The sequence below is a fragment of the Stenotrophomonas sp. yr243 genome (assembly GCF_900184195.1).
GTDB classification, from domain to species: Bacteria; Pseudomonadota; Gammaproteobacteria; order Xanthomonadales; family Xanthomonadaceae; genus Stenotrophomonas; species Stenotrophomonas lactitubi.
Genome location: NZ_FXWT01000001.1, coordinates 1206080 through 1232608, shown reverse-complemented (window position 1 = coordinate 1232608; position 26529 = coordinate 1206080). Strand labels below are relative to the sequence as shown.

The 26529-nt window shown below is 66.5% G+C and carries 28 protein-coding genes; 13 read left to right on the top strand and 15 right to left on the bottom strand.

All coding sequences use genetic code 11. The features are described from left to right. The first annotated feature begins 113 nt into the window (after positions 1 to 113). On the top strand, positions 114 to 1091 hold the full coding sequence (locus QOL57_RS05860) for a DUF4105 domain-containing protein (RefSeq protein ID WP_089239263.1): 978 nt from the start codon (positions 114 to 116) through the stop codon (positions 1089 to 1091). Further along, positions 1088 to 3130 (top strand): hypothetical protein, encoded by a 2043-nt coding sequence (locus QOL57_RS05855; protein WP_089239265.1) that lies wholly within the window; start codon positions 1088 to 1090, stop codon positions 3128 to 3130. Before QOL57_RS05860 ends, QOL57_RS05855 begins: the two co-directional genes overlap by 4 nt. A 44-nt stretch (positions 3131 to 3174) precedes the next feature. Here the strand turns inward: QOL57_RS05855 and QOL57_RS05850 are convergent, their stop codons facing one another. Beyond that, entirely contained in the window at positions 3175 to 4596 is a 1422-nt protein-coding gene (locus tag QOL57_RS05850) for an MFS transporter (RefSeq protein ID WP_089239267.1), read from the bottom strand. Positions 4597 to 4625: 29 nt separating this feature from the next. On the opposite strand from QOL57_RS05850, the gene soxR reads away from it, so the two are divergent. After that, positions 4626 to 5060, top strand: coding sequence for a redox-sensitive transcriptional activator SoxR (gene soxR / locus QOL57_RS05845; protein WP_032951587.1), 435 nt, complete (start codon positions 4626 to 4628; stop codon positions 5058 to 5060). A gap of 37 nt (positions 5061 to 5097) precedes the next feature. Here soxR and QOL57_RS05840 read toward each other — a convergent pair whose 3' ends face one another. After that, the gene (locus QOL57_RS05840) at positions 5098 to 5700 is read right to left on the bottom strand and encodes a short chain dehydrogenase (RefSeq protein WP_089239269.1); all 603 of its coding nucleotides are present in this window, start codon (positions 5698 to 5700) and stop codon (positions 5098 to 5100) included. Between the two features lie 98 nt (positions 5701 to 5798). On the opposite strand from QOL57_RS05840, the gene QOL57_RS05835 reads away from it, so the two are divergent. Next, positions 5799 to 6674 (top strand): LysR family transcriptional regulator, encoded by an 876-nt coding sequence (locus QOL57_RS05835; protein WP_089239271.1) that lies wholly within the window; start codon positions 5799 to 5801, stop codon positions 6672 to 6674. A 121-nt stretch (positions 6675 to 6795) separates the two neighbouring features. Here the strand turns inward: QOL57_RS05835 and proC are convergent, their stop codons facing one another. Further along, a complete protein-coding gene (gene proC / locus QOL57_RS05830; RefSeq protein WP_089239273.1) occupies positions 6796 to 7617 on the bottom strand; it encodes a pyrroline-5-carboxylate reductase in 822 nt (273 codons plus the stop codon). 16 nt (positions 7618 to 7633) lie between these two features. After that, a complete protein-coding gene (locus tag QOL57_RS05825; RefSeq protein ID WP_089239275.1) occupies positions 7634 to 8311 on the bottom strand; it encodes a YggS family pyridoxal phosphate-dependent enzyme in 678 nt (225 codons plus the stop codon). A gap of 87 nt (positions 8312 to 8398) precedes the next feature. Between QOL57_RS05825 and QOL57_RS05820 the strand changes: the two genes are divergently transcribed. From QOL57_RS05820 to QOL57_RS05805, 4 genes are all read left to right on the top strand, one after another. Continuing rightward, positions 8399 to 9436 (top strand): type IV pilus twitching motility protein PilT, encoded by a 1038-nt coding sequence (locus QOL57_RS05820; protein WP_004147099.1) that lies wholly within the window; start codon positions 8399 to 8401, stop codon positions 9434 to 9436. A 100-nt stretch (positions 9437 to 9536) separates the two neighbouring features. After that, entirely contained in the window at positions 9537 to 10679 is a 1143-nt protein-coding gene (locus QOL57_RS05815) for a PilT/PilU family type 4a pilus ATPase (protein ID WP_025874039.1), read from the top strand. A 143-nt stretch (positions 10680 to 10822) separates the two neighbouring features. Beyond that, on the top strand, positions 10823 to 11398 hold the full coding sequence (locus QOL57_RS05810; protein ID WP_089239277.1) for a hypothetical protein: 576 nt from the start codon (positions 10823 to 10825) through the stop codon (positions 11396 to 11398). A gap of 88 nt (positions 11399 to 11486) precedes the next feature. After that, entirely contained in the window at positions 11487 to 12470 is a 984-nt protein-coding gene (locus QOL57_RS05805; RefSeq protein WP_089239279.1) for an aldo/keto reductase, read from the top strand. A 73-nt stretch (positions 12471 to 12543) separates the two neighbouring features. Here the strand turns inward: QOL57_RS05805 and QOL57_RS05800 are convergent, their stop codons facing one another. After that, positions 12544 to 13443: a LysR family transcriptional regulator gene (locus tag QOL57_RS05800; RefSeq protein ID WP_089239281.1), complete on the bottom strand. Its 900-nt coding sequence runs from the start codon at positions 13441 to 13443 to the stop codon at positions 12544 to 12546. A 210-nt stretch (positions 13444 to 13653) separates the two neighbouring features. Between QOL57_RS05800 and QOL57_RS05795 the strand changes: the two genes are divergently transcribed. Together QOL57_RS05795 and QOL57_RS05790 are read left to right on the top strand one after the other, a co-directional pair. Then, positions 13654 to 13866, top strand: coding sequence for a DUF4287 domain-containing protein (locus QOL57_RS05795; protein ID WP_089239283.1), 213 nt, complete (start codon positions 13654 to 13656; stop codon positions 13864 to 13866). 329 nt (positions 13867 to 14195) lie between these two features. Beyond that, the gene (locus tag QOL57_RS05790) at positions 14196 to 14903 is read left to right on the top strand and encodes a YitT family protein (RefSeq protein WP_165780962.1); all 708 of its coding nucleotides are present in this window, start codon (positions 14196 to 14198) and stop codon (positions 14901 to 14903) included. A 33-nt stretch (positions 14904 to 14936) separates the two neighbouring features. On the opposite strand, the gene QOL57_RS05785 is transcribed toward QOL57_RS05790, so the two are convergent. Together QOL57_RS05785 and QOL57_RS05780 are read right to left on the bottom strand one after the other, a co-directional pair. Then, positions 14937 to 15482, bottom strand: a complete 546-nt coding sequence (locus QOL57_RS05785; protein WP_089239285.1) for a DNA-3-methyladenine glycosylase I — start codon at positions 15480 to 15482, stop codon at positions 14937 to 14939. Then, entirely contained in the window at positions 15479 to 17266 is a 1788-nt protein-coding gene (locus QOL57_RS05780) for a DUF4153 domain-containing protein (RefSeq protein ID WP_089239287.1), read from the bottom strand. Before QOL57_RS05780 ends, QOL57_RS05785 begins: the two co-directional genes overlap by 4 nt. An 81-nt stretch (positions 17267 to 17347) precedes the next feature. On the opposite strand from QOL57_RS05780, the gene QOL57_RS05775 reads away from it, so the two are divergent. From QOL57_RS05775 to QOL57_RS05765, 3 genes are read left to right on the top strand one after another with little or no spacing between them, the layout of a single operon-like run. Continuing rightward, positions 17348 to 17914 carry a YqgE/AlgH family protein gene (locus QOL57_RS05775; protein ID WP_089239289.1) on the top strand — a complete coding sequence of 189 codons (567 nt, stop codon included), beginning with the start codon at positions 17348 to 17350 and terminating at the stop codon, positions 17912 to 17914. Then, on the top strand, positions 17907 to 18374 hold the full coding sequence (gene ruvX / locus QOL57_RS05770) for a Holliday junction resolvase RuvX (RefSeq protein ID WP_025874031.1): 468 nt from the start codon (positions 17907 to 17909) through the stop codon (positions 18372 to 18374). The genes QOL57_RS05775 and ruvX overlap by 8 nt, the downstream gene beginning before the upstream one ends. A gap of 16 nt (positions 18375 to 18390) precedes the next feature. Then, positions 18391 to 19341, top strand: a complete 951-nt coding sequence (locus QOL57_RS05765; RefSeq protein WP_089239291.1) for an aspartate carbamoyltransferase catalytic subunit — start codon at positions 18391 to 18393, stop codon at positions 19339 to 19341. 103 nt (positions 19342 to 19444) lie between these two features. Here QOL57_RS05765 and QOL57_RS05760 read toward each other — a convergent pair whose 3' ends face one another. The 8 genes from QOL57_RS05760 to rapZ form a co-directional block, all read right to left on the bottom strand. After that, entirely contained in the window at positions 19445 to 19933 is a 489-nt protein-coding gene (locus tag QOL57_RS05760) for a transposase (protein ID WP_089241196.1), read from the bottom strand. Positions 19934 to 20065: 132 nt separating this feature from the next. Then, on the bottom strand, positions 20066 to 20863 hold the full coding sequence (locus QOL57_RS05755) for a prolyl oligopeptidase family serine peptidase (RefSeq protein ID WP_089241198.1): 798 nt from the start codon (positions 20861 to 20863) through the stop codon (positions 20066 to 20068). 69 nt (positions 20864 to 20932) lie between these two features. Beyond that, positions 20933 to 21199 carry a hypothetical protein gene (locus QOL57_RS05750; RefSeq protein WP_089239293.1) on the bottom strand — a complete coding sequence of 89 codons (267 nt, stop codon included), beginning with the start codon at positions 21197 to 21199 and terminating at the stop codon, positions 20933 to 20935. Positions 21200 to 21210: 11 nt separating this feature from the next. Continuing rightward, positions 21211 to 22572: a magnesium transporter gene (gene mgtE / locus QOL57_RS05745; protein WP_025874026.1), complete on the bottom strand. Its 1362-nt coding sequence runs from the start codon at positions 22570 to 22572 to the stop codon at positions 21211 to 21213. A gap of 233 nt (positions 22573 to 22805) precedes the next feature. After that, the gene (gene ptsP, locus QOL57_RS05740; protein WP_089239295.1) at positions 22806 to 24575 is read right to left on the bottom strand and encodes a phosphoenolpyruvate--protein phosphotransferase; all 1770 of its coding nucleotides are present in this window, start codon (positions 24573 to 24575) and stop codon (positions 22806 to 22808) included. Between the two features lie 2 nt (positions 24576 to 24577). Beyond that, positions 24578 to 24847, bottom strand: coding sequence for an HPr family phosphocarrier protein (locus QOL57_RS05735; protein ID WP_025874024.1), 270 nt, complete (start codon positions 24845 to 24847; stop codon positions 24578 to 24580). Then, the gene (locus QOL57_RS05730) at positions 24840 to 25232 is read right to left on the bottom strand and encodes a PTS fructose IIA subunit family protein (RefSeq protein ID WP_089239297.1); all 393 of its coding nucleotides are present in this window, start codon (positions 25230 to 25232) and stop codon (positions 24840 to 24842) included. Before QOL57_RS05730 ends, QOL57_RS05735 begins: the two co-directional genes overlap by 8 nt. A gap of 401 nt (positions 25233 to 25633) precedes the next feature. Continuing rightward, a complete protein-coding gene (rapZ, locus tag QOL57_RS05725) occupies positions 25634 to 26518 on the bottom strand; it encodes an RNase adapter RapZ (protein WP_176429865.1) in 885 nt (294 codons plus the stop codon). Positions 26519 to 26529: the final 11 nt, after the last annotated feature.

Sequence of the window (26529 nt, the reverse complement as noted above, 5' to 3'; positions counted from 1 at the left end):
GCCTGAACCGGTTGTAGATGTCGCCGTGAGGCGGCTTGTGGCTAACTATGCCGCCCCGGGACCTCGACAGGATGCCAGTGAAAGCCGCAGGACGATGGATGACAGGATGTGTGATGGTGCTGCTGGCGCTGTGGGTCGCCGGTCTGTTGACCTACCAGTTGCCCGGGCCGGGCTGGTTGGGCGTCGCTGCGGCGTTGCTGTGGCTGCTGGCCACTGCCTGGGCGGCCTGGCAGGTGGCGCGTGGCCGTGGCACGCGCAGGCTGTGGGCGGGCTTTGCCGGCGCTCTGGCGCTTGCCGGGCTGTGGTGGCTGCTGCTGACCCCGCGCCAGGACCGCGACTGGGCCGATGACGTGGCGCAGCGCCTGCACGTGGAATCCTTCGATGGCCGCCACGTGGTGCTGGACAATGTGCGCGATTTCACCTGGCGTACCGAGACCGACTACGACGCGCGCTGGGTGCGCCGCAGCTACGACCTCGACCAGCTGCGTTCGGCGGATCTGGTGCTGTCGTACTGGATGGGCCCGGCAATCGCCCACACCCTGATCTCGTTCGGATTCGAGGACGGGCGCCACCTGGTGTTCTCGCTGGAAATCCGCAAGGAGCGCGGTGAATCGTTCTCGGCGCTGGGCGGCTTCTTCCGCAAGTTCGAGATGACGCTGGTCGCCTCCGAAGAAACCGACATCATCCGCACCCGCACCAACGCGCGCGGCGAGGATGTCTACCTGTACCGCCTGCACGGCATGGACCGCAACCAGCTCAAGACCCTGTTCGCTGCCTACATCGACCAGGCACGCCAGCTTGATGCCGCGCCCGGCTTCTACAACACGCTGACCAGCAACTGCACCACGATCGTCTTCGATCTGGCGCGGCATATCGCCCCGCGCCTGCCGCTGGACTACCGGCTGCTGGCCTCGGGCTACCTGGCCGAGTACGCGCAGGAGGTGGGCGCGCTCACGCCTGGCGTGCCGTACGCCGAACTGCATGCCAAGGGCCGCATCACCGAGCGCGCGCTGAAGATGGCCCCCGACGATGATTTCTCCACCGTGATCCGCCAGGGTATCCCCGGCACCGAGCAGGACCCGCAGCAATGACCCCGATGATCCTGTTCCGCTGGCAGCGCGTGCTGCCGGCGCTGTTGGCTGCCTTCCTGCTGCTGGGTGGCAGCGGCTGCGCGATGGTCACCGTCAAGCAGGTGGCGTCCAGCGATTACCTGGTCAACAAGCGGGCCGACGTGCTCAACACCGGCAAGCTCAGCCCCGCCTCGCGCGAGACGCTGAGTGCGGCCGGGCTGGACGAATCGCAATGCGAGAAGGACTTCCTGGTCTGCCGCAGCACGCTGTTGATGACCGATGACCTCAACGTCGAGCAGCGCTTGTCGACGCTGTCCGAGTTGTGGGTGAAGGCCGCTCTGGCACTGACGCCGAAGAAGCAGGCGGCCAACGAACCACCGATGAGCGATGCGGCGCTGGATGCATGGCTGGAGGCGGCGCGCTATGGCTACGCCTATCTGTTCTACAGCGGACGCTCGCCCTCCGATCGTGCGTTCGAGGACCGGCAGACGCAGGTGCGCGATTACTACAACTACGCTGCCGAGAAGGCCGCCGTGGTGTTGTTCGCGCGCGCCCGCGCCGCCGCATTGGCCGGCGAGGACTACACCAAGCCGGTGTCGGCAGGCAGCTGGACGCTGGCTTCCGATTTCCAGCGGCTGTCGCTGAAGAGCATTCCCAAGCAGCTGGTGCCGGCGGGCACCGTCAGCTTCGTGGGCATGCGCAGCACCTATCGCCGCGATGGTTTCGGCGCCGAGCTGGTGATGGTGATGGACCCGCCGAAGCTGGTGGTGCCGGTGGTCGCCGCGGAAGGGCCGAAGGCCGAAACGGCACAGGCGCAGGCCACGAAGGACGAGCAGGAGGAGGGCGTCCGTCGCGGACGCCGCCACCAGCACGACGATTCGGTGCCCGAGTACAGCGAGATGTCCTCGATCAACGTCACCGCATTGCTGCGTTTTGAAGGCAACACGCTGGAGGATGTGATGCGCACCCGCCAGGTGCTGCTGGATGGCTATTCGCCGGAGGCGACCGAGCGCATCAGCCTGCATGGCGAAGAGGTGCCGCTGGCGGGCAACTTCACCGCCGCCTACGGCCTGTGGCTGGCGCAGAGCGGGTTCGCCACGCAGTCGCTGCGTACCCTGTTCGGCATGAGCGAGGGCATCGGCGAGCCGCACATCTACCTGATGCAGCCATGGGATCCGAACCGGCGCATCATCTTCATGCTGCATGGCCTGGGCAGCAGCCCGGAAGCGTGGGTGAACCTGGCCAACGAGATCATGGGTGACCCTGAACTGCGCCGCGAGTTCCAGGTGTGGCAGGTGTACTACCCGACCAATGCGCCGATCGCGCTGAACCGCTATGAGATCGCCAACGCATTCAACGACACGCTGAAGCACTTCGACCCCAACAACAGCACCCGTGCGTCCAAGGACATGGTCTACATCGGCCACAGCATGGGCGGCGTGCTGGCGCGGCTGCTGGTCAGCGACTCGGGCGACGTGCTGTGGAACGATCTGCTGGCCAACTATGACCTGAAGGGCGAACGCCTGAAGCGGGTGCAGTCCAAGCTGGGGCCGCTGCTGCACTTCAAGGCCGAACCGAACGTGGAGCGTGCGATCTTCATCGCAGCCCCGCACCAAGGCACGGACATCGCCGGCAACAAGGTCGGTCGCCTGATCGGCCGCCTCGTTCGCCTGCCGTTGACCATCCTCGGCAAGTTCGAGGATGTGTTCCTGGCCCTGGCGCAGGCCGAACAGCAGGTGGATGGCACGGCCAAGCCGAAGATCCCCAACAGCATCGACAACCTCAAGGCCAGCGACCCGTTCGTGAAAGCCGCTGCACAGCTGCCGATCACGCCGGGCCTGAAGTACCACTCGATCATCGCCCAGCGCAAACCAGAACTGCCGGTGGAGAAGTCCGACGATGGGCTGGTGCCGTACTGGAGCTCGCACCTGCCGGGCGCGCTGTCGGAGAAGGTGATCATCTCCGGCCACAGCGTGCAGGAAACCCCGCAGGCGGTGCTGGAAGTGCGCCGCATCCTGCACCAGGACATCGATGAAGTGGGCACGGTGGCGCGCCCCTGATCGCGGCGTCCGCCGGGCGTGCCCCGGCGGAACCCGCGGTGCGTCTACACCCGCCTGGCGATCACGGTGGCGAACGCGGCCAGGCCCAGCGTGATGGCCAGGCACAGGACGTAACCGGTATGCGGGGCGCTTTCCACGAACAGTGCAAACAGCGCGCCGGATGCCGCCAGTGCTGTGGTCACCGACAGCGCTTCGCTCAACTGCAGGGCCGAGGTATTCGCGCCCTGTTCGTGCGGCGGTGACAGTGACAACGTCAGCACCGACAGGCTGGCGTAGATCATGCCCATGCCGAAGCCGGTCAGCGTCCAGCCGACCAGTGCGACCGGCAGTGGCACCGCAGTGAACAGCACCGCCAGCGTCGCGGCGATGCCCACGGTCATCAGCGGCGTGCCGACGCGCAGCAGTTGCTGCCGCGACCAGCCGCGCTGCTGGTGACCCTGCAGCCACGAGCCGGTGAACCAGCCCAGTGCACCCAGGCTCAGCACCGCACCGGCCCAGCTGGGCGACAGCCCACGCTCGCGCTGCAGCAGCAGGGGCAGGTAGGCCTCGCAGGCGAAGAATGCAGCAGCGGCCACACCACGCAGTGCGATCACGCTGGGCAGGCCGCGGCGCAGGCGCAGGGTGCCGGCCGGCAACAGGCGATGCACGCAGAACAACAGCGCCAGCATCGCCACGCCGATGCACACCAGCGCCGGCACGCCCTGTTGCTGCCCACCCAGGTACAGCAGCAGGGCAGCAAGGGACGCGCCGGTCGCCCAGCGTACGATGCTGCCGCGACCATCATCGGCAACACCGGTCGCTGGAGCCTGCATGCGCGCCAGCGCCGGTCGCAGCAGCAGGCCGGCCGGTATCGCCAGCAGCGGCACCGCGAGGAACACCCAGCGCCAGCCCAGATGCTGCACGATCACCCCGCTCAGTGCCGGGCCGATCATCGAGGGCACCACCCAACCGGCAGAGAACGCGGCGAATACTTTCGGCCGCAGATGCTCGGGATAGGTGCGACCGACCATCACATACAGCGAGACCGAGATGGCACCGGCGCCGAGGCCCTGCAGCAGACGGCCGGCCACCAGCATGCCCATGCGCATCGCGAAGCCAGCCAGCAGCAGGCCCAGCACGAAGCAGGCCAGGCCCCACCACAGCGGGCGTGCAGGCCCGTGGCGGTCGGCCCAGCGGCCGGCCAGGGTCATGCCGATCACACTGGTGGCCAAGGTGCCACCGAAGGCTAGCGCATACAGGCGCAGGCCATCCAGGGCCTCGGCCACGGTCGGCATCGCAGCGGCTACCGCCAGCGCCTCGAAGGCATGCAGGGAGACCAGGGCGACCATGCCCACGGTGGTGGCGCGGTAGCGCGCGGACAGGATGGAGGAATCGACCGGATCGGCCGTGGCAGCGGGGGAGGGCATCGGGTTCCTGCGGGTGGCGGACAGGCCGCGCTTGTCATCTGGCGGCGATGGTAGCAGCATGCCACCTCAACCAAAGTTGAGGTCAATCGATGCTGGCACAGGACATGAGCGTCGGCGATGTCGCCCGCCGCAGTGGCGTGGCGGTCTCTGCGTTGCATTTCTACGAGCGCAAGGGGCTGATCAGCAGCCTGCGCACGTCGGGCAACCAGCGCCGTTACGCCCGCGACGTGCTGCGGCGGCTGGCGGTGATCCGCGTGGCGCAACGCGTGGGCATGCCACTGGAAGCCGTGGCACGTGCGTTCGAGAGCCTGCCGCAGGGGCGGGCGCCGACCAAGGCCGACTGGGCCAAGCTGTCGGCACGCTGGCAGGTGGAGCTGGAGGAACGCATCCACATGCTGCAGCTGCTGCGCGACGAGCTGACCGGTTGCATCGGCTGCGGCTGCCTGTCACTGAAGCGTTGCCGCCTGGCCAACCCGGATGACGTGCTCGGCGAGCGTGGCGACGGCCCGATGCGCTGGGGCTGAGCGCGCTGGTGGGTGCCGGCCTTGGTCGGCACGCTCGTTACCAGACAGTGATCGTTTCGCCGCTCTGGATGCCTTCCACCGCGCGCTGGAAGGCCAGCGCCGCGCGCTGTGCGGTTACTGCTTCAAAGCCGGGGAAGTACGGAGCGTAGGCCTCCATCGATTCCACCAGCACGTTCGGGCTGACCACATTGATGCGCAGCCCGCGCGGCAGCAGTTCCAGCGCCGCCGCGCGCACGAAACCTTCCAGCGCATGGTTGACGGCGGTGGCGTTGGCACCATCGCGGATCGGCTGCGCGCTGACGATGCCACTGGTCAGTGTGATCGAGCCGCCAGCGTTGAGATGGTGCTGCGCGGCCAGTGCAAGACGCACCTGGCCGAGCAGTTTGTCCTGCAGGCCGACGTTGAACTGTTCGGGTGTCATCTGCTGCAGTGGGCCGAAATGCAGTTTGCCGGTGGTGGAAATCACTGCATCGACCGGGCCGGTCTGCGCGAACAGCTCGCGCACGCTGGCGTCGTCGGTGAGGTCCACGCGCAGGCTGCCGCTGCGGCGACCGGCAGCGAGGATGTCGTGCTGCTGGCCCAGGTGGCGGGCAACGGCCTGGCCGAGGGTGCCGCTGGCACCGACGAGAAGAATCTTCATGAAAGCTCCTTGCGAGAGGGGATGGAGGCAGTCTGCGCCGTCGCGAGCTGGTTTGGTAATGGGCGTATGATTCGCATATTCCTAACCATGGGTTTGCAATGGACACCTTGCGCTGCATGCAGGCCTTCGTCGCCGTGGCCGAGCACGGCAGTTTTTCCGCTGCGGCCAGCCAGTTGCAGGTCTCGGCGGTGATGGTCGGCAAGTACATCCAGCAGCTGGAAGCGCACTTGGGCACCGCGCTGCTGCAGCGGAACACCCGGCGCCAACGCCTGACCGAGGCCGGCAATGCCTATCTGGCCGGCTGCCGGCAGGTACTGGAACAGGTGCAGCAGGCCGAGGCGGACGTGGCCGGGCTGCAGGTGCAGCCACGCGGACTGTTGCGGGTCAGTGCGCCGACCACGTGGGGTAGTTGTGTACTTGCACCGCTGTTGGCCGAGCTTCTGCGGGCACAGCCGCTGCTGAATCTCGAGCTGGACCTGAGCAATCGCCGCATCGACCTGATCGAGGATGGCTTCGATGCAGCGATACGCGTTGGCCCGCTGCCGTCGCAGGAACTGGTGGCGCGGCCGTTGCCGCCGTATGCGATGAGCCTGTGCGCGTCACCGTCGTACCTGCGCCGCCGGGGTACGCCGCGCACGCCGGCCGATCTTGAAGGACATGATTGCCTGAGCCACCTGGCCTGGCGCGGTGGTCACGGTTGGCAGTTGGCCAATGGCGAACAGGTGGATTGGGAAGCGCGGCTGACCAGCAATGACGGGTACGCGCTGCGTGAAGCAGCCGTGGCGGGTGCGGGCCTGGTGCTGCAGCCGACCGCGCTGCTTGCCGGTGAAATCGCGGCAGGACGATTGAAACCACTATTGCGCGACCATCTGCCCGAGCCACGGCCGATGCATCTGATCTACCTGCCAGATCGTCGGCCACGACCGCGGCTGCAGTGTTTCGTCGATTTCGTCATGACCACATTGGGGCAATGAGCATCCACGCATGGCGTGGATCTACTGAAGAGCACCATGCAATCCAGCGGCGACAGGTGTCAGTAGATCCACGCCATGCGTGGATGGCGGTGGGTGCCGACCGTTGGTCGGCACACCTGTTTCAATCATTCGCTGCAGAGAGTTCCTGCCCACGCACCTGCGCTGCACGCAGTGCCTTTTCCACCAACGCTTCAAACCCGCCGGCCTGGAAGCTCTCGATCGCCGCCTGCGTGGTGCCGTTGGGCGAGGTCACCCGGCGACGCAGTTCGGCGGGGCTTTCACCGGCTTCGTCCAGCATGCGCGAAGCGCCCAGCAGCGTCTGCACCACCAGCGTGCGCGCCGCCTCTGCAGGCAGGCCCTGTGCGATACCCGCCGCCTCCATCGCTTCGGCCAGCAGGAACACATAGGCTGGGCCACTGCCGGATACGGCGGTGACCGAATCCATCTGTGCTTCATCGTCGATCCACACCGTGCGTCCCGCGCTGGCCAACACACGTTCGGCCTGCGCATGCTGCTGCGCATCCACCGAGGGCGTTGCATACAGACCGGTAACCCCGGCACCGAGCAGCGCCGGGGTGTTGGGCATCGCGCGCACCACCGGCAGCGAGCCACCCAACCAGCGCTGCAGCTGCGGGCTGGTGATGCCGGCGGCGATCGAGATCACCAAGGGCTTGCTCGCCTGCGCCAGCATCTGCAGTGACTGGCAGACATCGCGCAGCACCTGCGGCTTCACCGCCAGCAGCCACGTGTCGCCGTGTGCCGCCGCGTCGGCCGCGTTGTCATGGGTCTGCACGCCGAAATCGGCAGCGAGTGCTTCCCGCAGTCCGGCCACCGGTTCGGCCACGTGGATGTGCGTGGCCGGCACGCCCTGCCGGATCAGGCCGGCGATCAGGCTGCGGGCCATGTTGCCGCCGCCGATGAAGGTGATGGAATCAGCTGCCATGGGAATCTCCTTGGAATCAGGCCGGGCGCGGACGCGCGCCGAACAGGGCGGTGCCGATGCGCACCAGGGTGGCACCTTCGGCAATGGCTTCAGCGTAGTCGCTGCTCATGCCCATCGACAGGGTGTCCACCTGCGGATGACGGGCCGCCAGCGCCTCGAAAAGTGTGCGCATGCGCACGAACGCATCGCGTCGGCGCTCGGCCTCGGGCCACGGCGCAGGAATCGCCATCAGGCCGCGCAACCGCAGGTTGGGTTCGGCGGCGACGGCTGCGGCCAGCGCCTCCACGTCCTCCGGCACGCTGCCGTGCTTGCTCGATTCGTCGTCGATGTTGACCTGGATGAGCACGTTCAGCGGACCGCGTTCAGCGGGGCGGTAGCGGGCCAGGGCGGTGACCAGCTTGGGCCGGTCCACGCTCTGCACCCAGTCGAAGTGCATGGCCACCGGCTCGGCCTTGTTCGACTGCAGGTGGCCGATCAGGTGCCATTCCAGGCCCAGTTGCTGCAGTTCCTGAATCTTGGTCAGCGCCTCCTGCACGTAGTTCTCGCCGAAGGCGGTCTGGCCCTGTGCGGCAAGGGCCGCGACAGCCTCGGCCGGCTGGGTCTTGGACACCGCCAGCAGGCGCGGCGGTGGCCGCCCGGCGGCATCGGCGGCGTTGTGCAGGTTGCTCAGGATCTGGGGCAGGGGAGTGGCCACGTAACGCGTTCCGTTCAATCAGGAGGCTATACTGCCGCCCGGGGAAAGATCCTTCCAGTCGAAGCCGTTATTGGGGAGTAGCCGCTCATGGATATCGCCGAGCTGTTGGCGTTTTCCGTAAAGAACAAAGCGTCCGACCTGCATCTGTCCGCAGGCCTGCCGCCGATGATCCGCGTGGACGGCGACGTTCGCCGGATCAACATTCCAGCCCTGGACCACAAGCAGGTCCATGCGCTGGTGTACGACATCATGTCCGACAAGCAGCGCCGCGATTACGAGGAATTCCTCGAAGTCGACTTCTCCTTCGAGATCCCGTCGCTGGCGCGCTTCCGTGTCAATGCGTTCAACCAGAACCGTGGCGCCGGTGCGGTATTCCGTACCATTCCGTCCGAAGTGCTGACCCTGGAGGACCTGGCCTGCCCGCCGCTGTTCCGCGAGGTGATCCAGCAGCCGCAGGGCCTGATCCTGGTGACCGGCCCGACCGGTTCGGGCAAGTCGACCACGCTGGCGGCGATGATCGACTACATCAACAAGAACGAATACGGCCACATCCTCACTGTCGAGGATCCGATCGAATTCGTGCACACCTCGCAGAAGTGCCTGATCAACCAGCGCGAAGTGCATCGTGATACGCACGGCTTCAACGAGGCGCTGCGCTCGGCGCTGCGTGAGGACCCGGACATCATCCTGGTCGGCGAACTGCGTGACCTGGAAACCATCCGCCTGGCGCTGACCGCTGCGGAAACCGGCCACCTGGTATTCGGCACCCTGCACACCAGTTCGGCGGCCAAGACCATCGACCGCATCATCGACGTGTTCCCGGCCGGCGAAAAGCCGATGGTGCGCTCGATGCTGTCCGAATCGCTGCGCGCGGTCATTTCGCAGGCGCTGCTGAAGAAGGTCGGTGGCGGTCGTACCGCTGCGTGGGAAATCATGGTCGGCACCCCGGCCATCCGCAACCTGATCCGCGAAGACAAGGTGGCGCAGATGTACTCGGCCATCCAGACCGGCCAGCAGTACGGCATGATGACCCTGGACCAGCACCTGCAGGACCTGGTCAAGCGCAGCCTGATCACCCGCAACCAGGCCCGCGAATACGCCAAGGACAAGCGTCTGTTCGAGTAAGGCGAGGCAATGGCGGGGCAGGGCGCAACACTACGCCGCCGGCCCCGAGCTGTTTCCTCCACCGACCGATTCCTGGTACATGCCCCATTGGGAGCCCGCCGTGAACACCACCGCGACCACCATCGATTTCACCTCGTTCCTCAAGCTGATGGCGCACCAGCGCGCCTCGGACCTGTTCATCACCGCTGGCATGCCGCCGGCGATCAAGGTCAACGGCAAGATATCGCCGATCACCCAGACCCCGCTGACGCCGCAGCAGAGCCGCGACCTGGTGCTGAACGTGATGACGCCGGCGCAGCGCGAGGAATTCGAAAAGACCCACGAATGCAACTTCGCCATCGGCCTGTCCGGTGTCGGCCGCTTCCGTGTGAGCTGCTTCTACCAGCGCAACCAGGTCGGCATGGTGCTGCGTCGCATCGAGACGCGCATTCCGACCGTTGAAGAGCTGAGCCTGCCGCCGATCATCAAGACGCTGGCGATGACCAAGCGCGGCATCATCCTGTTCGTCGGCGCTACCGGTACCGGTAAATCCACGTCGCTGGCAGCGATGATCGGCTACCGCAACCAGAATTCGACCGGGCACATCATCACCATCGAAGACCCGATCGAATTCGTGCACAAGCACGAGGGCTGCATCATCACCCAGCGCGAAGTCGGCATCGATACCGACAGCTGGGAAGCCGCGCTGAAGAACACCCTGCGCCAGGCACCGGACGTGATCATGATCGGCGAGGTGCGTACCCGCGAGGGCATGGACCACGCCATCGCCTTCGCTGAAACCGGCCATCTGGTGCTGTGCACGCTGCACGCCAACAACGCCAACCAGGCGATGGACCGCATCGTCAACTTCTTCCCGGAAGATCGCCGCAACCAGTTGCTGATGGATCTGTCGCTGAACCTCAAGGGCGTGGTCGCGCAGCAGTTGATTCCTTCGCCGGATGGCCGCTCGCGCAAGGTCGCGATGGAAATCCTGCTGGGCACGCCGCTGGTGCAGGACTACATCCGCGACGGCGAGATCCACAAGCTGAAGGAACTGATGAAGGAATCGGTCCAGCTGGGCATGAAGACCTTCGACCAGAGCCTGTTCGAGCTGTACCAGGCCGGTGAGATCAGCTACGAGGACGCACTGCGCTACGCCGATTCGCAGAACGAAGTGCGCCTGCGCATCAAGCTCAGCCAGGGTGGCGATGCCCGCACCCTGTCGCAGGGGCTGGATGGGGTGGAGATTTCAGAGGTCCGTTGATCGCCTCGGTGGCCCTGCCTGCGTAGAGTCGAGCCTGCTCGACTCTACGGATCAGCTCTGCGATAGTCGCGCGGTCACCGCATTTGCGGGACAGGGGGAGCCGGCATCCTGCCGGCGCGACAACACAAGGTTCGCATATGGAAATGCACGATCCGTATCGTGCGCCGGCGGCAACGCCTGCGCGTCCGCCGGTGCTGCCGACCACGTACGCCAGCTTCGCCACATCCAACGCAGCGGCGTACTACTCGCCGTCGACGATGAAGATCGTCGCGCTGTCCGTGGCCACGCTGGGCCTGTATCCGCTGTACTGGTTCTGGCAGAACTGGCGAGCCATCAAGCGCGAAACCGGTGGAGCGCAGTGGCCATGGGCACGCGCGCTTTTCTCTCCGATATGGGCGTTCTTCTGCTTCAGCGATCTGCGTGATATCGCGCAGTCGCGCCGCCGGCAGCTGGCCTTTGCGCCGGGCCTGCTGGGGGCGCTGTTCTTCCTGCTCAATTTCGCCAGTCGGCTGCCCCATGGCGGCGCGCTGCTTTCGTTGCTCACCTTTGTGCCGCTGCTGCCGGTCAACAGCCTGCTGCGGCGCTACCATCTGGACGAGAAGGTGGACATGCAGCGGATGGACCGCTTTGGCGTCTGGCACATCCTGGTGCTGCTGCCAGGCGGCGCGCTGCTGTTGCTGGCGATCCTGGCGTTTGTAGTGGGCAAAGTGGATTCATGAAATCCAGTCATGACCGACTGCCATCCAGGTCGTTCAATCCGCCGGCCCTGCAGGCGTATCGTCATCGCTCCCCTACTGGAGCACGACGATGCAGACACGTGAACTCGGCCGCAGCGGCCTGAAAGTCTCCGCCCTGGGCCTGGGCTGCATGGGCCTGAGCCACGGCTACGGTCCCGCCGTCGAGCAGAGCCAGGGCATCGCCCTGCTGCATGCGGCGGTCGAACGCGGCGTGACCTTCTTCGACACCGCGGAAGTCTATGGGCCGTATACCAACGAAGATCTGCTCGGCAAAGCGCTGGCGCCGCATCGCGACAAGCTGGTGATCGCCACCAAGTTCGGCTTCAAGGACGCACAGGTCGACACCGGCCTGGACAGTCGCCCAGAGAACATCCGCGCGGTGGCCGAAGCCAGCCTCAAGCGCCTGCGCACGGACCATATCGACCTGTTCTACCAGCACCGTGTGGATCCGAACGTGCCGATCGAGGACGTCGCCGGTACCGTGCGTGACCTGATCGCCGAGGGCAAAGTGCGCCACTTCGGTTTGTCCGAAGCCAGTGCCGCCACGGTGCGTCGTGCCCATGCCGTGCAACCGGTGGCTGCAGTGCAGAGTGAGTACTCGCTGTGGTGGCGCGAGCCGGAGCGCGAACTGTTGCCGGCGCTGCAGGAACTGGGCATCGGCTTCGTTCCGTTCAGTCCGCTGGGTCGCGGCTTCCTGACCGGCGCGATCAACGCCGACACCACCTTCGCCGACAACGACTTCCGCAACACCGTGCCACGCTTCGAAGTGGAAGCGCGTCGCGCCAATCAAGCGCTGGTTGACCGCATCACCACGATCGCGGCGGCGCGAGGTGCCACCCCGGCACAGGTCGCGCTGGCCTGGCTGCTGGCGCAGGCATCGTGGATCGTGCCGATTCCGGGTACGACCAAGGTCCATCGCCTGGAAGAGAATCTGGCCGCCACCGACCTGCAGCTGTCGCCGGCCGAGCTGGAGCGTATCGCGCAGACACTGCAGGAGATCGCCATCGTCGGTGAGCGCTACAACGCACAGCGTGCGGCACAGGCCAAGGGCTGATCGCAGTGGGTGCGCTCTGTGGTGGGTGCGGACTCTCGGCCTGTGGTGGGTGCGGACCGTTGGTCCGCACTCCTCAATCCATCATCGGCCCGCGCAGCGCATCAAGCACGGTGCGCATCGCCACGGTGACATGCCGGCGCGACGGGTAGTACGCGTAATAGCCGTCGAAGTGCGGGCACCAGTCATCCAGTGTGGATTGCAGGCGGCCCTCCTGCAGGGCCGCCTGCACCTGGTCCTCGGGCAGCCAGGCCAGGCCACTGCCAGCCAGTGCTGCCGCCCGCGTCATGCCCATGGTGTTGAAGGTCCACTGACCAGAGACGCGGATGCTCAGCTCGTTGCCGTCCTGGCCGAAATCCCACGGCATCAGGCCGCCATGGGTGGGCAGGCGCAGGGTGATGCAGTTGTGCCCGGCCAGATCGTGCGGGTGCACCGGCGCCACGTGCTGGCGAAAGTACGACGGCGCGCCCACCACGCGCATGCGCAGCGGCGGGCTGATCGGCAGCGCCACCATGTCGCGTGCCAGGCGCTCACCGAGACGGATGCCGATGTCGTAGCGCTCGGCGACGATGTCGGCCAGGCCGTAATCGGTGGTCAGCTCGACCTTCAGGTCCGGGTACTGCTGCAGCAGCGGCGCCAGCCTTGGCCAGGCGAGGTATTCAGCGGCGTGGCCGGTGGCGTTGATGCGGATGGTGCCTGCGGGGCGCTCGCGGTATTCGGCCAGCGCGGCCAGTTCGTCTTCGATCTCGGCCAGGCGCGGGGCCAGGGTTTCCAAGAGGCGAGCACCCGCCTCGGTGGTGGCGACGCTGCGGGTGGTACGGGTCAGCAGGCGCACGCCCAGTCGTTCTTCCAGCCCGCGCATGGCGTGGCTGAGGGCGGACTGGGAGACGCCCAGCTGGGCGGCGGCTTTGGTGAAGCTGCCTTCGCGGGCGACGTGGACGAAGGCTTGCAGGTCGTTGAGGTTTTCACGCGGCATGAGGGGATGATACGGCCGGGCTGCGCCCGGCGCCCGCCGTCGACAGGTTCCCGAGGCGGTTGGTAGGTGTCGACCTTGGTCGACACGTAGATCCACGCTATGCGTGGATAGGTGCCGGGTTGTGCCGGTGCTGCTTTGTAAATCCGCCATGTCGATTTGTGGTTCCGTGGTTCGTCGAATGGGTACTTTCCAAACAACAGGGAGCAGCACATGAGCAGCGACAGCAAACCCAAGGGCCCGGCGTCCTACTTTCCGTCCATCGAGAAGACCTACGGGCAGCCGGTGGCACATTGGTTGGGGCTGCTGGCCAAACGGCCGGGGCTGAAGCACATGGAACTGGTCAGCTTCCTGAAATCCGAGCACGGACTGGGCCATGGCCATGCAAACGCCCTGGTCGCCCACCACCTGGCCACCCAGCGCTGAACCCACCGCTCCACCGAGCGCAGCGACCCGCTTCTGCTCTTCTTTTCTCTTTACGTGGCTGGACGCGCACGGAAATTGTCCAAGGCCGGGCGGGTGGGCTGTGCAGGGGCGTGAGCCGCATGGATGCGGCGACCGAGCTTACATGGACGTACTTGCAGCGCCCCCTGCACAGCCCACCCGCCCGGCCCACTGCCAGATTTGGAGGCAGTATGCCGCCCAGCCACGAGGGGCTGCGCCGTTCGCCGGAACTCCCAACTGAACGATTTCATCTGCAACTGTCATGCAGATCGTGTCTAATACCGCTCCCCACCCGTAGTGCCCCCACCTGTATGTCCCTCCAATCCCATGGCCCGGCGCCGTGCGACGACGCTGACGGCCACCTGGTCACCGCTGGCCCGCTGACCCCGCCGCCCGATGTTGCCGGCACCCCCGCCGATGAGAAGGCACTGCGCCACTCGGTCGCCGAAGACGCGCAGGGCATGGTGCTGGCGATGCTGGTGGCTTCGCTGGGCCTGGCGATCTTCGCCAAGAGCGGGCTGATGATCGGTGGCATGGCCGGCATGGCGTTCCTGCTGCACTACACCATGGGCTGGAACTTCGGCCTGGTGTTCGTGCTGGTCAACCTGCCGTTCTACTGGGTGGCCGTGCGCCGCATGGGCTGGGAATTCACCCTGAAGACGTTCGCGGCGGTCACCGCCTGCGGCCTGCTGACCGACATCCTGCCGCGCTGGGCCGACTTCTCGCATATCGCGCCGTTGTACTCGGCGCTGGTCGGTGGCGCGCTGTCCGGCTTGGGCATCCTGTTCTTCATCCGCCACCGCGCCAGCCTCGGCGGCATCGGCATCCTGGCGGTGTATCTGCAGCGCACCCGTGGCTGGAGCGCCGGCAAGGTACAGATGTCCTTCGACGCGTGCCTGATGGTGGCCGCATTCTTCGTGCTGTCGCCGTCGAAGGTGATGTACTCGGCCATCGGTGCGGTGGTGCTCAGCCTGGTGCTGATGTTCAACCACCGCCCGGGCCGCTACATGGGCGTCTGACGGCTCACCGGCAATGCCGGCCAGCGGCCGGCACTACCGAGCGGATGCCTGCACCCACGGTGGCGCCAGCTTCAGCAGCTTGGCGTGCACCGGGCAGTCCTCGGCATGCGCGCCAGGCAGGTAGCCCAGGCTCATCAGGAACTCGCCAGTGATCTCGCCGCCGGTGAAGCGGAAGGTCTTCTTGAACAGCTTTACCCAGTCGGCCTTGCTGCGCGGGTGGTGCGCGTCCAGCCACGCGGCGAAGCTGCCGTGGCTCTGGCGCAGCTGCTGGATCACCTGTGCGTTGTGGATCGCCGCCAGCACCTTCAAGCGGTTGCGGATGATGCCGGGGTCCGACAGCAGGCGCTCGATGTCCTGCTCCGCATAGGCGGCGACGCGATCGACGTCGAAGGCGTCATAGGCCGCGCGGAATCCCTCGCGCTTTTTCAGGATGGTTTCCCAGCTCAGGCCAGCCTGGTTGATTTCCAGCAGCAGGCGCTCGAACAGCTCGCGCTCATCGCGCTGCGGGAAGCCATATTCGTTGGCGTGGTAGTACTCGTGCACCGGGTGGCCCGGGGCGATGCGGCAGTATCCGCTCATTGCTTTTCCTTCATCCTGCCGTAGTCATGGGAGTGGTGGATGTCAGCCGGTTGGTCGCCCAGCGAAAGATCGGGCCAACGGCTGGGCGCAATGCGTAGCTGGCCGTCGCGAAGCGCCTGGTCCGCCGCCTTGCCATCGTCTTCGCGGAAGTTTACCTCGGCCGCCTCCCGCCACTGGGCGTCCTGCCAGACATGCAGCGCGCACTCCGGCCCCCGGCGGCGGCCCTCCTTGCACAGCAGCACCTCTTGCTGGCCATCGCCATCCAGATCGCGCTGCAGGGCGATGCAGCCGTTGTCTTCCTTCACGCAGTCGCTTGCATCCATGTGTTCCAGCACGCTCGTCCACCAGGTGTCCGGTGGCGATGCGCTGCCCTTGGCCAGGGTGATGCGCTGCTTCAGCGTCGGGAGGTCGTAGACACCCGCCTCCACGTAGTCCTCCAGGGTATAGCTGGCACCGCGTTCACCCTTCATCTGCTGGGCGATGATCGCCGTTGCGCGCCGGTCGGCCTGGATGACCGGGTCCTGCTGCAGCGCGCGCAGCGCATCCACGCCGGGGCGCCCGTTGTACTGCCGCAGCTGGCGGCTGTCATTGACCGTCAGTGCGGATGGATCGGCACGCACACGCTCGGCGAGGCTGCGGGCGGCGATGCGTGCAGGATCCAGCAGCGGCGTATTGCCCAGCACGGCCAAGGCCAGCACGGCCCAGCACATCACGCGGTTCACCGGTTCGATGCCCTGCAGCCAGCGCTCGCTCCGGCGCACCACCGCCAGCGCATAGCCTGCGGCATAACCGGCGGTGAGCACGCCAACACCCACGCCCCAGAAGCGCTCGATGGTCCAGCCATACTGGCCGATGCGCAGCGCCAGCGAGTACAGCGCCACGCCCGTGTACACCGGCAGCACCAGCAGACTGGCCTCGACCACCCGGCGCAGCATCGTCGGGTAGGGGCGGTCGATGCCGCTGCGCTGATAGACCGCGTTGACCATGCATACCAGCAGCACTGCCAGAGTCAGCAGCTCCTGCGCCTGCGAGCGATAGCCACCAGGCGAGGCCAGGCCTGTCAGCGGCAGTGAAATCACGAACAGCACCGCAATGAACGAAAGCAGCGGCAGCAGCCCGCGGCAAAGTGCGAACAATACCTGGCGGATGATCTGGATGGCGCGATGCTGGGTACGGCCGATCAGCACGCCGAACCCGGCCAGGGTACCGGTCGCCAGGGCGACGAATGCGCGCTCCCTGAACAGATGATGGAAGAAGTCCACCTTCACGACCGAGAACAGCGCCGCCCACAGCCACAGCAGCATCCAGGCCAGGCCGGTAAACACCGCCGCGACCAGCAGGATCAGACCGTTCTGCCACGCCCGCTCGAACAGCGCCGGGTAGTCCGCGCGCCAGTGTCCGTGCTGCAGGCGGAACTGCCACCATGGCAACAGCACGAAGGTGGCGATGGCCAGGCTGATCGACAGCGGATCGCGCAGGGACGCAACCCAGATGTTTTCGACGCCGGCAAGATTCCAGCCAACCCATGCGGCCAGCGCGATCACCAGCAGCGAGGCCAGCACGGCGTGCAGCCACAGGCGCCGGTCACGCAGGTGGCCCAGGGTCAGGGCGATGGCCGACGGTACAGTCAGTACCCAGGCATTCCAGCTGTAACGGCAGGCCAGATCGTGGAAGGGCCAGTGCGGCGCCAGTTCCTGTGCGGCGTACAAGGCCAGACCCTGCAGCAGCGCGATCAGCACGATCATGCTGCGGGTCGACCAGGGCAGCGGAGCATCCTGTTGCATCGCTCAATCCTCCATGGAATCGCACCATCCTAGCCCATCCCTTCGCGCCCGCATCCGGCCGCAGCGGTTAGAATGACGCCCATGCCAGTAACGCCGACTTCCCTCGCCAATCACCTGCTCGTGGCGCTGCCGTCGCTGATCGACGCCACCTTCGCCCGCACCGTTGCGCTGATCTGCCAGCACGACGAGAACGGCGCAATGGGGGTGCTGGTCAACCAGCCTTCCGAGTACACCCTGGGCGAAGTGCTGGCGCAGATGGACATCGCCACCGTCGATGGCGGCCTGCAGGCGCGTCCGGTGCTCAATGGCGGGCCGGTGCATCCCGAACGTGGTTTCGTCATCCATGACGATGCGCGCGCGTGGGATTCCAGCCTGGTCGTCGGTGAAGGCCTGTACCTGACCACCTCGCGTGACATCCTCGAGGCGATGGCGCGCGGCGAAGGCCCGGCCAATGCCGTGGTCACCCTGGGCTGCGCGGGCTGGAGTGCCGGCCAGCTGGAAAGCGAACTGTCCGAGAACAGCTGGTTGACCGTGCCGGCCGACGCCGAGCTGGTGTTCCAGCTGCCGCTGGAACAGCGCTGGCAGGGCGCCGCCTCGCGCATTGGCGTCGATCTGTTCCGGCTGACCGACTACAGCGGCCATGTCTGAGCCGGCCCTCATCCGCCGCGATGGCACCGTGCTCGGCTTCGATGTCGGCTCGCGCCGGATTGGTGTGGCGATCGGCAGTGCGTTCGCCGCGCATGCGCGCGCGGTGGCCGTGGTCGATGTGCACGGCAATGGTCCCGACTGGGCGGCGATCGAACGCCTGCTCAAGGAATGGAAGCCCGATGGCCTGGTGGTTGGCGATCCGCTGACCCTGGACGGCCAGGACCAGCCCAACCGCAAGCGCGCGCAGGGCTTTGCCCGCCAGCTGCGGGAGCGTTTCAAACTGCCGGTGGTGATGATCGACGAGCGTTCCAGCTCGGTCGAGGCTGCCCGCCGCTTCGCCGTCGAGCGCGCCGAAGGGCGCAAGCGCCGCCGCGATGCGGCTGCCCTCGACGCCGTGGCCGCGGCGGTGATCATCGACCGCTGGTTGTCGTCGCCGGACGACGCCATTCCCATTCCCTGACGATACGAACCCCGCCATGACCGCCCAGCAACTCGATGACTCCGGCCGCCTGCGCCACCTGTTGACGCTTGAAGGTCTTCCCCGCGACACCCTGGTGCAACTGCTCGACCGCGCCGGCCAGATCCGCGATGCCGCGGTCGGCCGCGTCGGCAACAAGCGCCATGTGCTGGGCGGATCGGCGGTGTGCACCTTGTTCTTCGAACCCTCCACCCGTACCCGCAGCTCGTTCCATCTGGCGGCGCAGCGGTTGGGCGCGGACGTGCTGAACTTCGACGCCTCCACTTCGTCAACGCGCAAGGGCGAAACCGCCTGCGACACGCTGAAGAACCTGGAAGCGATGGGCGTGCGTGGCTTCGTCGTGCGCCACCCGGACGACGGCGCCGTGGCGGCGCTGGCTGCCGTGGCGGGCGAGGGCACCGCACTGGTCAATGCCGGCGACGGTCGCAGCTCGCACCCGACCCAGGGCCTGCTGGACATGTTGACCCTGCGCCAGGCCAAGGGCCCGGACTTCTCGAAGATGAAGGTGGTGATCGTCGGCGACGTCAAGCACTCGCGCGTGGCCCGCACCGACCTGCATGCGCTGCGTACGCTCGGCGTGGGCGAGATCCGCGTGTGCGGCCCGCAGTCGCTGCTGCCGGACGACGACACCCTGAAGGGCTGCGTGGTAGGTGATGATTTCGACGCGATGCTGGAAGGCGTCGACGCGCTGATGATGCTGCGCCTGCAGCGCGAGCGCATGGAAGAAGGGCTGGTGCCGTCGCTGGAGCAGTACCACGCACAGTACGGCCTGAACACCGCACGCCTGGCCCGCGCCGGCAAGGACGCAGCCGTGCTCCACCCGGGCCCGATCAACCGCGGCGTGGAAGTGACCGACGACGTGGCCGACGGCCCGCAGTCGTGGGTGCTGCGCCAGGTCGCCAACGGCGTCGCCGTACGCATGGCCGTACTGGAAACCCTGCTGGGTTGATTGCCGGTGGGTGCCAACCAAGGTTGGCACTGACCCCGCTCTGGTAGATGCCAACCTTGGTTGGCACGTGCACTGCTTTGGTAGATGCCAACCTTGGTTGGCCCTATCCGTCCGTGAATGCCTCAGGCCGATCACCCAAAGCCTCAAGCTCCCACTCGCACCATGCGTGCCGATACTGCCCCAACTGCGTCGTCAGACCCGCCCTGATCGGATTACCCATCAGGTACAGCGCATGCCGGTACAACGATTCGTCCGAGCGGATCGCATGATCGTGGTAGCAGGCCTGCCAGAAACGCCCGACCCTTCCCAATAACCGGTTTGCCTGCTGCGCCGTGCGCGATTTGAAGCGCTTCATGACGGTTTCCAGGGTTCCCGCACGCAGTTCGACCAGCCAGTGAATGTGATCGGGCATGACCACGTAGGCGATCGAGCGGGTGAAGCCTTCCTGATCGAGCCTCTGGAATTCCTGGATTGCCAGGGCTGCGGCAGCGTCGTTGGCGAACAGGGGCGCGCGGCGATCCACGACGGTGGTGAGGAGGTAGCTGAGGCCGACGTTGGAGCGACGGCCGAGCAGGAGACGGACGTTTTGCATGGCGCAAGCTTGGGCGGACATGCCTGCGACGAACATCGGGGAATGGCTTGATCCTGGGTAGGCCAGTGCCAACCAAGGTTGGCATCTACCAGAGCAGTGCCAACCAAGGTTGGCATCTACCAGAACAGGCGCTCAGCGCTTCTGCTTGAACAACCACGCCCACATCGCCGCGTCGGCGTAGGTGGCATCCCAGGCATTGTGGTTGCCGTCCGGGTACTCGGTATAGCGCACGTCATGCGCGCCTGCGCTCTGGAAGGCGGCATGCAGCCGGCGGTCATCATCCGGCGGCACCACGTCATCCAGCGCGCCGTGGAAGATCCAGATCGGGGTGCGCTGCAACCGTTTCGCGATCACCGCATAAGGATCCGCTTCGTTCGTCACCTGCTCCACGAACAGGGTGGGACGTACCGCACGCGGTGCCAGAACCGCACCACATATCGGCACGATCGCGGCGAAGCGCTGCGGGTCATCCAGGGCGATGTTCCAGCTGCCGTAGCCGCCCATCGACATGCCGGTCAGGTACTGCCGTGCCGGGTCGGCGCCGAATTCGGCAATCGTGGCGTCCAGTGCGGCGATCGCCACGCGGTTGTTGCGTCCGCTCCATTCTTCACGGCCGGGTACCTGCGGAAACACCGCCAGCGCGGGGAAGTCGGCGGCGTGCTGGCGCAGGTACGAGCCCAGGCCTGCGTGGGTCTGTTTCACGCCGTCACCGCCGCGCTCACCGGAGCCGTGCAGGAACAGCACCACCGGCAGAGGCCCTGCCGTGCGCACGGCAGCGGCTGGAATGAACACCTGGTAGTAGGCGGTCTCGCCGTCCACCTTCACCGCACGTGCCTCGAAGTGGCCGCGTGTACCAGGCGGCGTACTGACGCACCCGGTCATCATCAGCAGGGCCAGCAGCGGCAGCCAGCGCGAAAACGATCGAAGCATGGCGATTCCCATGAGGGCGAGGTCGCTTCGATGGTAGTGCGCTGCGGCCGGCCCGCATCGTGCGCCGCATCACTGCGGGCGCGGGAAGCTGGCGATGATCTGCAGCTGCTCCTGTGCTTCGGCATTGCCGCCTGCGGCTGCGGCCTGCACCTGCGCCATGTCCGGATGCAGCACCACCAGCAACGGGTTCTCGCAGACCGGGCACACGTACTCGGTGGCGTCCTCGTCCAGCTCCATCACCATTGCCCGTGAACTGCCTTTCCACTCGCAGGCCGCACAGGTGTGAGGCTGGTCGCGCCAACCCGGCGCAAAGTAGTTTTCGATCGTCGTTGCCATGGCAATTCCAGTCAGTGCAGCAGGACCATGGTGGCCAGGCCGAGGAAGGTGAAGAAGCCCATCGAGTCGGTCACCGCTGTCAAGAAAATGCCGCTGGCCAGTGCCGGATCGAAGCCGAAGCGCTTCAGGCCCAAGGGCACCAGCACGCCGGCCAGTGCCGCGAACAACAGGTTGCAGGTCAGCGCGATGGCGATCACCGCCGAGAGTCCGGGCGAGTGGAACCAGGCGAGCACGATCAGGCCCAGCACCGAGCCGAGCACCACGCCATTGAGCAGCGCGACCCGCACTTCCTTCCACAGCAGCGTGCGTGCGTTGGAACTGCCGACCTGGCCCAGCGCCAGGCCGCGCACCATCAGCGCCAGCACCTGGGTGCCGGCATTGCCGCCGAGCCCGGCGACGATCGGCATCAGCACGGCCAGGGCGACCAGCTTGTCGATGGTGCCTTCGAAGTGGCCGACCACGCTGGAGGCAAGGAAGGCGGTGCACAGGTTTACCGACAGCCACATCAGGCGGCGTCGCATCGCGCGCCAGACCGGGCTGAACAGGTCCTCGTCCTCATCCAGGCCGGCGGCGCCCAGCGCCTGGTGCTCAGCCTGGCCACGGATGATGTCGACCACGTCATCAATGGTGATGCGGCCGATCAGGATGTTGTTGTCATCCACCACCGGCGCGGAGATCCAGTCATGGTCGGAGAACTGCCGCGCCACTTCCTGGTCGCTCTCGCCGACATCGATGGCGGGCTGCTCATCGTCGATCAGGCGGTTGATCGGCGTGGTGTCTTCATGGGTCACCAGCGAGGCCAGCGACACGCGGCCCAGATACTGGTGGCGGCGGCTGACCACGAACAGGTGATCGGTGTGGTCGGGCAGTTCGCCGCGCAGGCGCAGATAGCGCAGCACCACGTCGACGTTGACGTCGGCGCGCACCGTCACCACGTCCGGGTTCATCAGGCGGCCGGCGCTGTCCTCGGGGTAGGACAGCACCTGTTCCAGGCGCTCGCGGTTCTCGCGGTCCATCGACTTGAGGACTTCGTCGATGACCGTGTCCGGCAGGTCTTCGACCAGGTCGGCCAGATCGTCGATGTCCAGGTCTTCGACCGCGGCGATGATCTCGTCCGGGTCCATGTCCGCGAGCAGGCTCTCGCGCACGTCGTCGCCGACGTGGACCAGCACCTCGCCGTCGTCCTCCGGATCGACCAGGCCCCAGACGATCTCGCGCTTGCCCGGAGGCAGCGATTCGAGCAGATTGCCGATCTCGGCCGGCGCCAGGGTATTGACCAGACGGCGTACCGGGCCCAGCCGACCGCTGTCCAGCGCATCGGACAGCATCCGCAACTGGCGCGCAGTCTTGTCGTGGCGTACAGCCTCAGCCATCGCAGCTCCCGCGGGATAAGAAAAGCCGCGATCCTGGCAAGGATGCGGCAACAGGGGTGTTCAGCGCGTCATTATCGCAAGGGGATGTTTCAACGCATACCCCGCGGCCTGCGGCCATCGGGGTCCATGACGGCCAGCGGGTCCACACATTCCGCCGGGCATGGCCCGGCGCTACCAAGGGTGACACGCGGCGGTAGCGCCGGGCCGTGCCCGGCGAGCGCGTAGCGCGGGAATCAGGAGGCGTCCGCCACCAGCGCCAGCCAGCGCTCGATGCCGCGGCGGTCACGCATGCCCAGCAGCTTCGGTGCGCGGGCGCGCAGGGCACCCAGGTCGGCATCACGGACAGCCCGGCGTACTTCCAGCAAGGTGCCCGGGTGCAGGCTGAACTCGGTCAGGCCCAGCGCCAGCAGCAGCGGGGTCATCCGTGCGTCGCCGGCGATCTCGCCACATACCGCCACCGGAATGCGATGGCGCGCGCCGGTCTCGATCACCATCTGCAGCAGGCGCAGCACGGCCGGGTGCAGCGGCGAATACAGTTCGCCCAGTGCTTCGTTGTTGCGGTCGGCGGCCAGCAGGTACTGCACCAGATCGTTGGTGCCGATCGACAGGAAGTCGACCAGGTCGATGAAACTCTCCAGCGCCAGCGCGGCGGCGGGCACTTCGATCATCGCACCCAGCGGTACATGGTCGGACACCATGTGGCCTTCGCCACGCAGCTGCTCGGTCAGCTTGAGCATGCGCCGGCGCACCGCCAGCAGCTCCTCGCGGGTGCTGACCATGGGCACCAGCACGCGCAGCTTGCCGTAGGCCGAGGCACGCAGGATCGCGCGCATCTGGGTGTCGGCCACCTTGGGCCGGGCCAGTGACAGGCGCACGCCGCGCAGGCCCAACGCCGGGTTTTCCTCGTTGCTCAGGGTCAGGCCGGTGCGGTCGGCCTTGTCCGCACCCAGGTCGAGGGTACGGATGGTTACCGGGCGGCCACTCATGCCCAGCGCCGCATCGCGATAGGTCTGGAACTGTTCTTCTTCGTCCGGCAGTTCGTTGCGCTGCAGGAACAGGAATTCGGTGCGGTACAGGCCCAGGCCGTGGGCACCCAGCGCATGCGCCTGGGTCACGTCTTCCAGCGATTCGGCATTGGCCAGCAGAGCGATGTCGACCTGGTCGCGGGTACGGCTGGGCTTGCTGCGCAGGCGGCCGAGCTCGCGCTGCTCGCGCGCGTGCTCCTTCAGGCGTGCGCGGTAGTCACGCAGGTTGTCGGCCTGCGGGTTGACGGTGATGCTGCCGTCGGCGCCATCGATGATCAGCACGTCGCCGTCGATCACCTTGCTCAGCAGCTGCGGCACGTTGACGATCAACGGCAGGTGCAGGCTGCGGGCAAGGATCGCACTATGCGACAGCGCGCTGCCCGCGCTGGTCACGATGCCGACCACACCGTGCGACTGCAGCTGGGCCAGCTCGGAAGGGGCGATGTTGTCGCAGACCAGGATCTCGCCGGCCAGGCCCTTCACCGCTGCCGGGCGCTCGGGCTGCAGGAAGGCATGGATGCGCCCGATCACATGGTCGAGGTCGTCCATTCGGCTCTTCAGGTAGGCATCGTCCATGCCATCGAAGACTTTGGCCAGGCGGTCGCGCTGCAGGCGCAACGCATAGCCGGCGCTGTAGGGACCACTGCGGATCAGTTCGTCCAGGCCGAACAGCAGTTCGGGATCGTCCAGCAGCAGTGCATGCAGGTCGAGGAATTCGCCCACTTCCTGGTTCAGCGCGCCATGCAGGCGCTGGCGCAGCTCGTGCATTTCCGTGCGCGCCGCGTCCACGGCGCGGTGCAGGCGTGCCAGCTCGGATTCAACCTGGGAAGGGGTAACGCGCTGTTCGGCTACTTCCAGTGCATGCGGCAGGCGCACGCGGGCGCGGCCCATCGCCGTACCGCGGGCGGCGCCGTGCCCGGCCAGCAGCTGTACCGGCCGCTGGCCGGTGGGGGCTTGGCCGGCGCGCGCGCGCGGCACGCTCAGTTGTCCTCGTCGAAGCGACGCTCGAACAGGTCGACCACCGCGTCCATCGCGGCCACTTCGTCTTCGCCGTTGATGCGGATGGTGACCGGCGTGCCTTGCCCTGCCGCCAGCAGCATTACGCCCATGATGCTCTTGGCGTTGATCTCACGGCCCTTGGCGGCCATGGTTACGTTGCAGCGGAACGGCGCCAGGGTCTGCACCAGCTTGGCGGTGGCCCGGGCATGCAGGCCCAGGCGGTTGCTCACAGTGAGTTCTCGTTCAAGCATCGTCGACTATCGCTCCATTACGGGTGCCCGCCGCCGCAGTGGCGGGCAGTTGATCCAGTCCCTGTTCCGGATAATTCATCACCCGCAGCAACATCGGCAGACTCAGCGCCGACACCCGGCGAACCGGGGTCCCCAACCGGGCCAGCTGCCCGGCAAGGTTGGCGGGGCTGGCGCCGTACAGGTCGGTCAGGATCAGCACGCCCTCACCCCCATCGACCCGCCGCAGAGCGGCCGAGGCGAGCGGGAGCAGAGCATCCAGGTCTGCGTCGAACGGTACTTCGAAAGCTTCGGTTTTCAGCGGCAACTGCCGCAGAAGCCGGGTCGCCACGTCGAGCAGGGCGATCCCGACCCCAGGATGTGTTACGAGGAGAATGCCACAGGTCATTACTGCACGTTAACAGGTCAAGGTGAATTGGCGATAGCAGCAGCAGAGGGGCACTGTGTCCCGTATTCAGTGTTGCTCGGGTCGGAGCCCTTTTTCGTTGAAAAAGGGATCCGACCCCATCCGTTTTTCGATGCCTGACAGAGATTCATCCACGCATGGCGTGGATCTACCGTGTCGACCAAGGTCGACACCCACCAACAGCAGCAGAAATCTGTCAGAGGTGGGGCGGTGTGGGGCTGCAGGACCGTTGGCGCCATGGATGGCGCCATCGAGCCCCCAGGGACGGGTTTACGGCGTGTCCTGCAGCCCCACACCGCCCCGCATCCCACGAAATGCAGGCGTTTGCCGTTGACGTTGCCGTGGTTTCTGCGGGTGCCGGGCGCAGCCCGGCCGACCACCCCTCAATCCTGTTCGCGGTGATAGGTCGCCACGTCTTCCCAGCCCATCTCACGTGCATGGCGGGCCAGGCGTTCGGCCAGGAACACCGAGCGGTGCTTGCCACCGGTACAACCGAAGGCCACCGTCACATAGCTGCGGGTGCCATCGCCCAGCTTGGGCAGCCACGTATCCAGGAAATCCATCAGCTGCGCCAGGTAGCGCTGCACATCCGGCTGCGCTTCCAGGTAATCGCGCACGCCCGGTTCGCGACCGCTCAGTGCCCGCAGTTCCGGATCCCAGTGCGGGTTGGGTAGCACGCGCGCGTCGAACACGAAATCGGCCTCGGCCGGCACGCCACGCTTGTAGGCGAATGATTCGAACAGCAGCGACAGGCGGGTGGCATGGCCCATCGCGAATTCGGTGATGATGCGGCGGCGCAGCTGATGCACGTTCAACGCGCTGGTATCGATCACCGCATCGGCTTCGCGGCGCAGCGGTGCGATCAGTTCGCGCTCGCGGGCGATCGCTTCCGGCAACGACAGGCCCAGCTGGCTCAGCGGGTGCCGGCGACGGGTATCGGCATAACGCTTGAGTACCGTTTCATCGTTGGCCTCGAAGAACAGCACCTTGGCGTCCACCCCGGCATCGGTGGCCAGCTGCCGCCAGCTGGACAACTGGGTCAGGTCGCTCTGCCCGCGCACATCGATGCCCACCGCCAACCGGCGCGATGCGGCACCGTCGTGATGGCTCAGGACATTGCGAACGAAGTCCGGCAGCAGCTGGATCGGCAGGTTGTCCGAGCAGTAGTAGTCCTGGTCCTCGAAGGTCTTCAGGGCGACGGATTTACCCGAGCCGGACAGGCCGCTGACGATGATCAGGGTCGGGGCGGTGGGACTGACGGTGCTCATGGACGGACTCT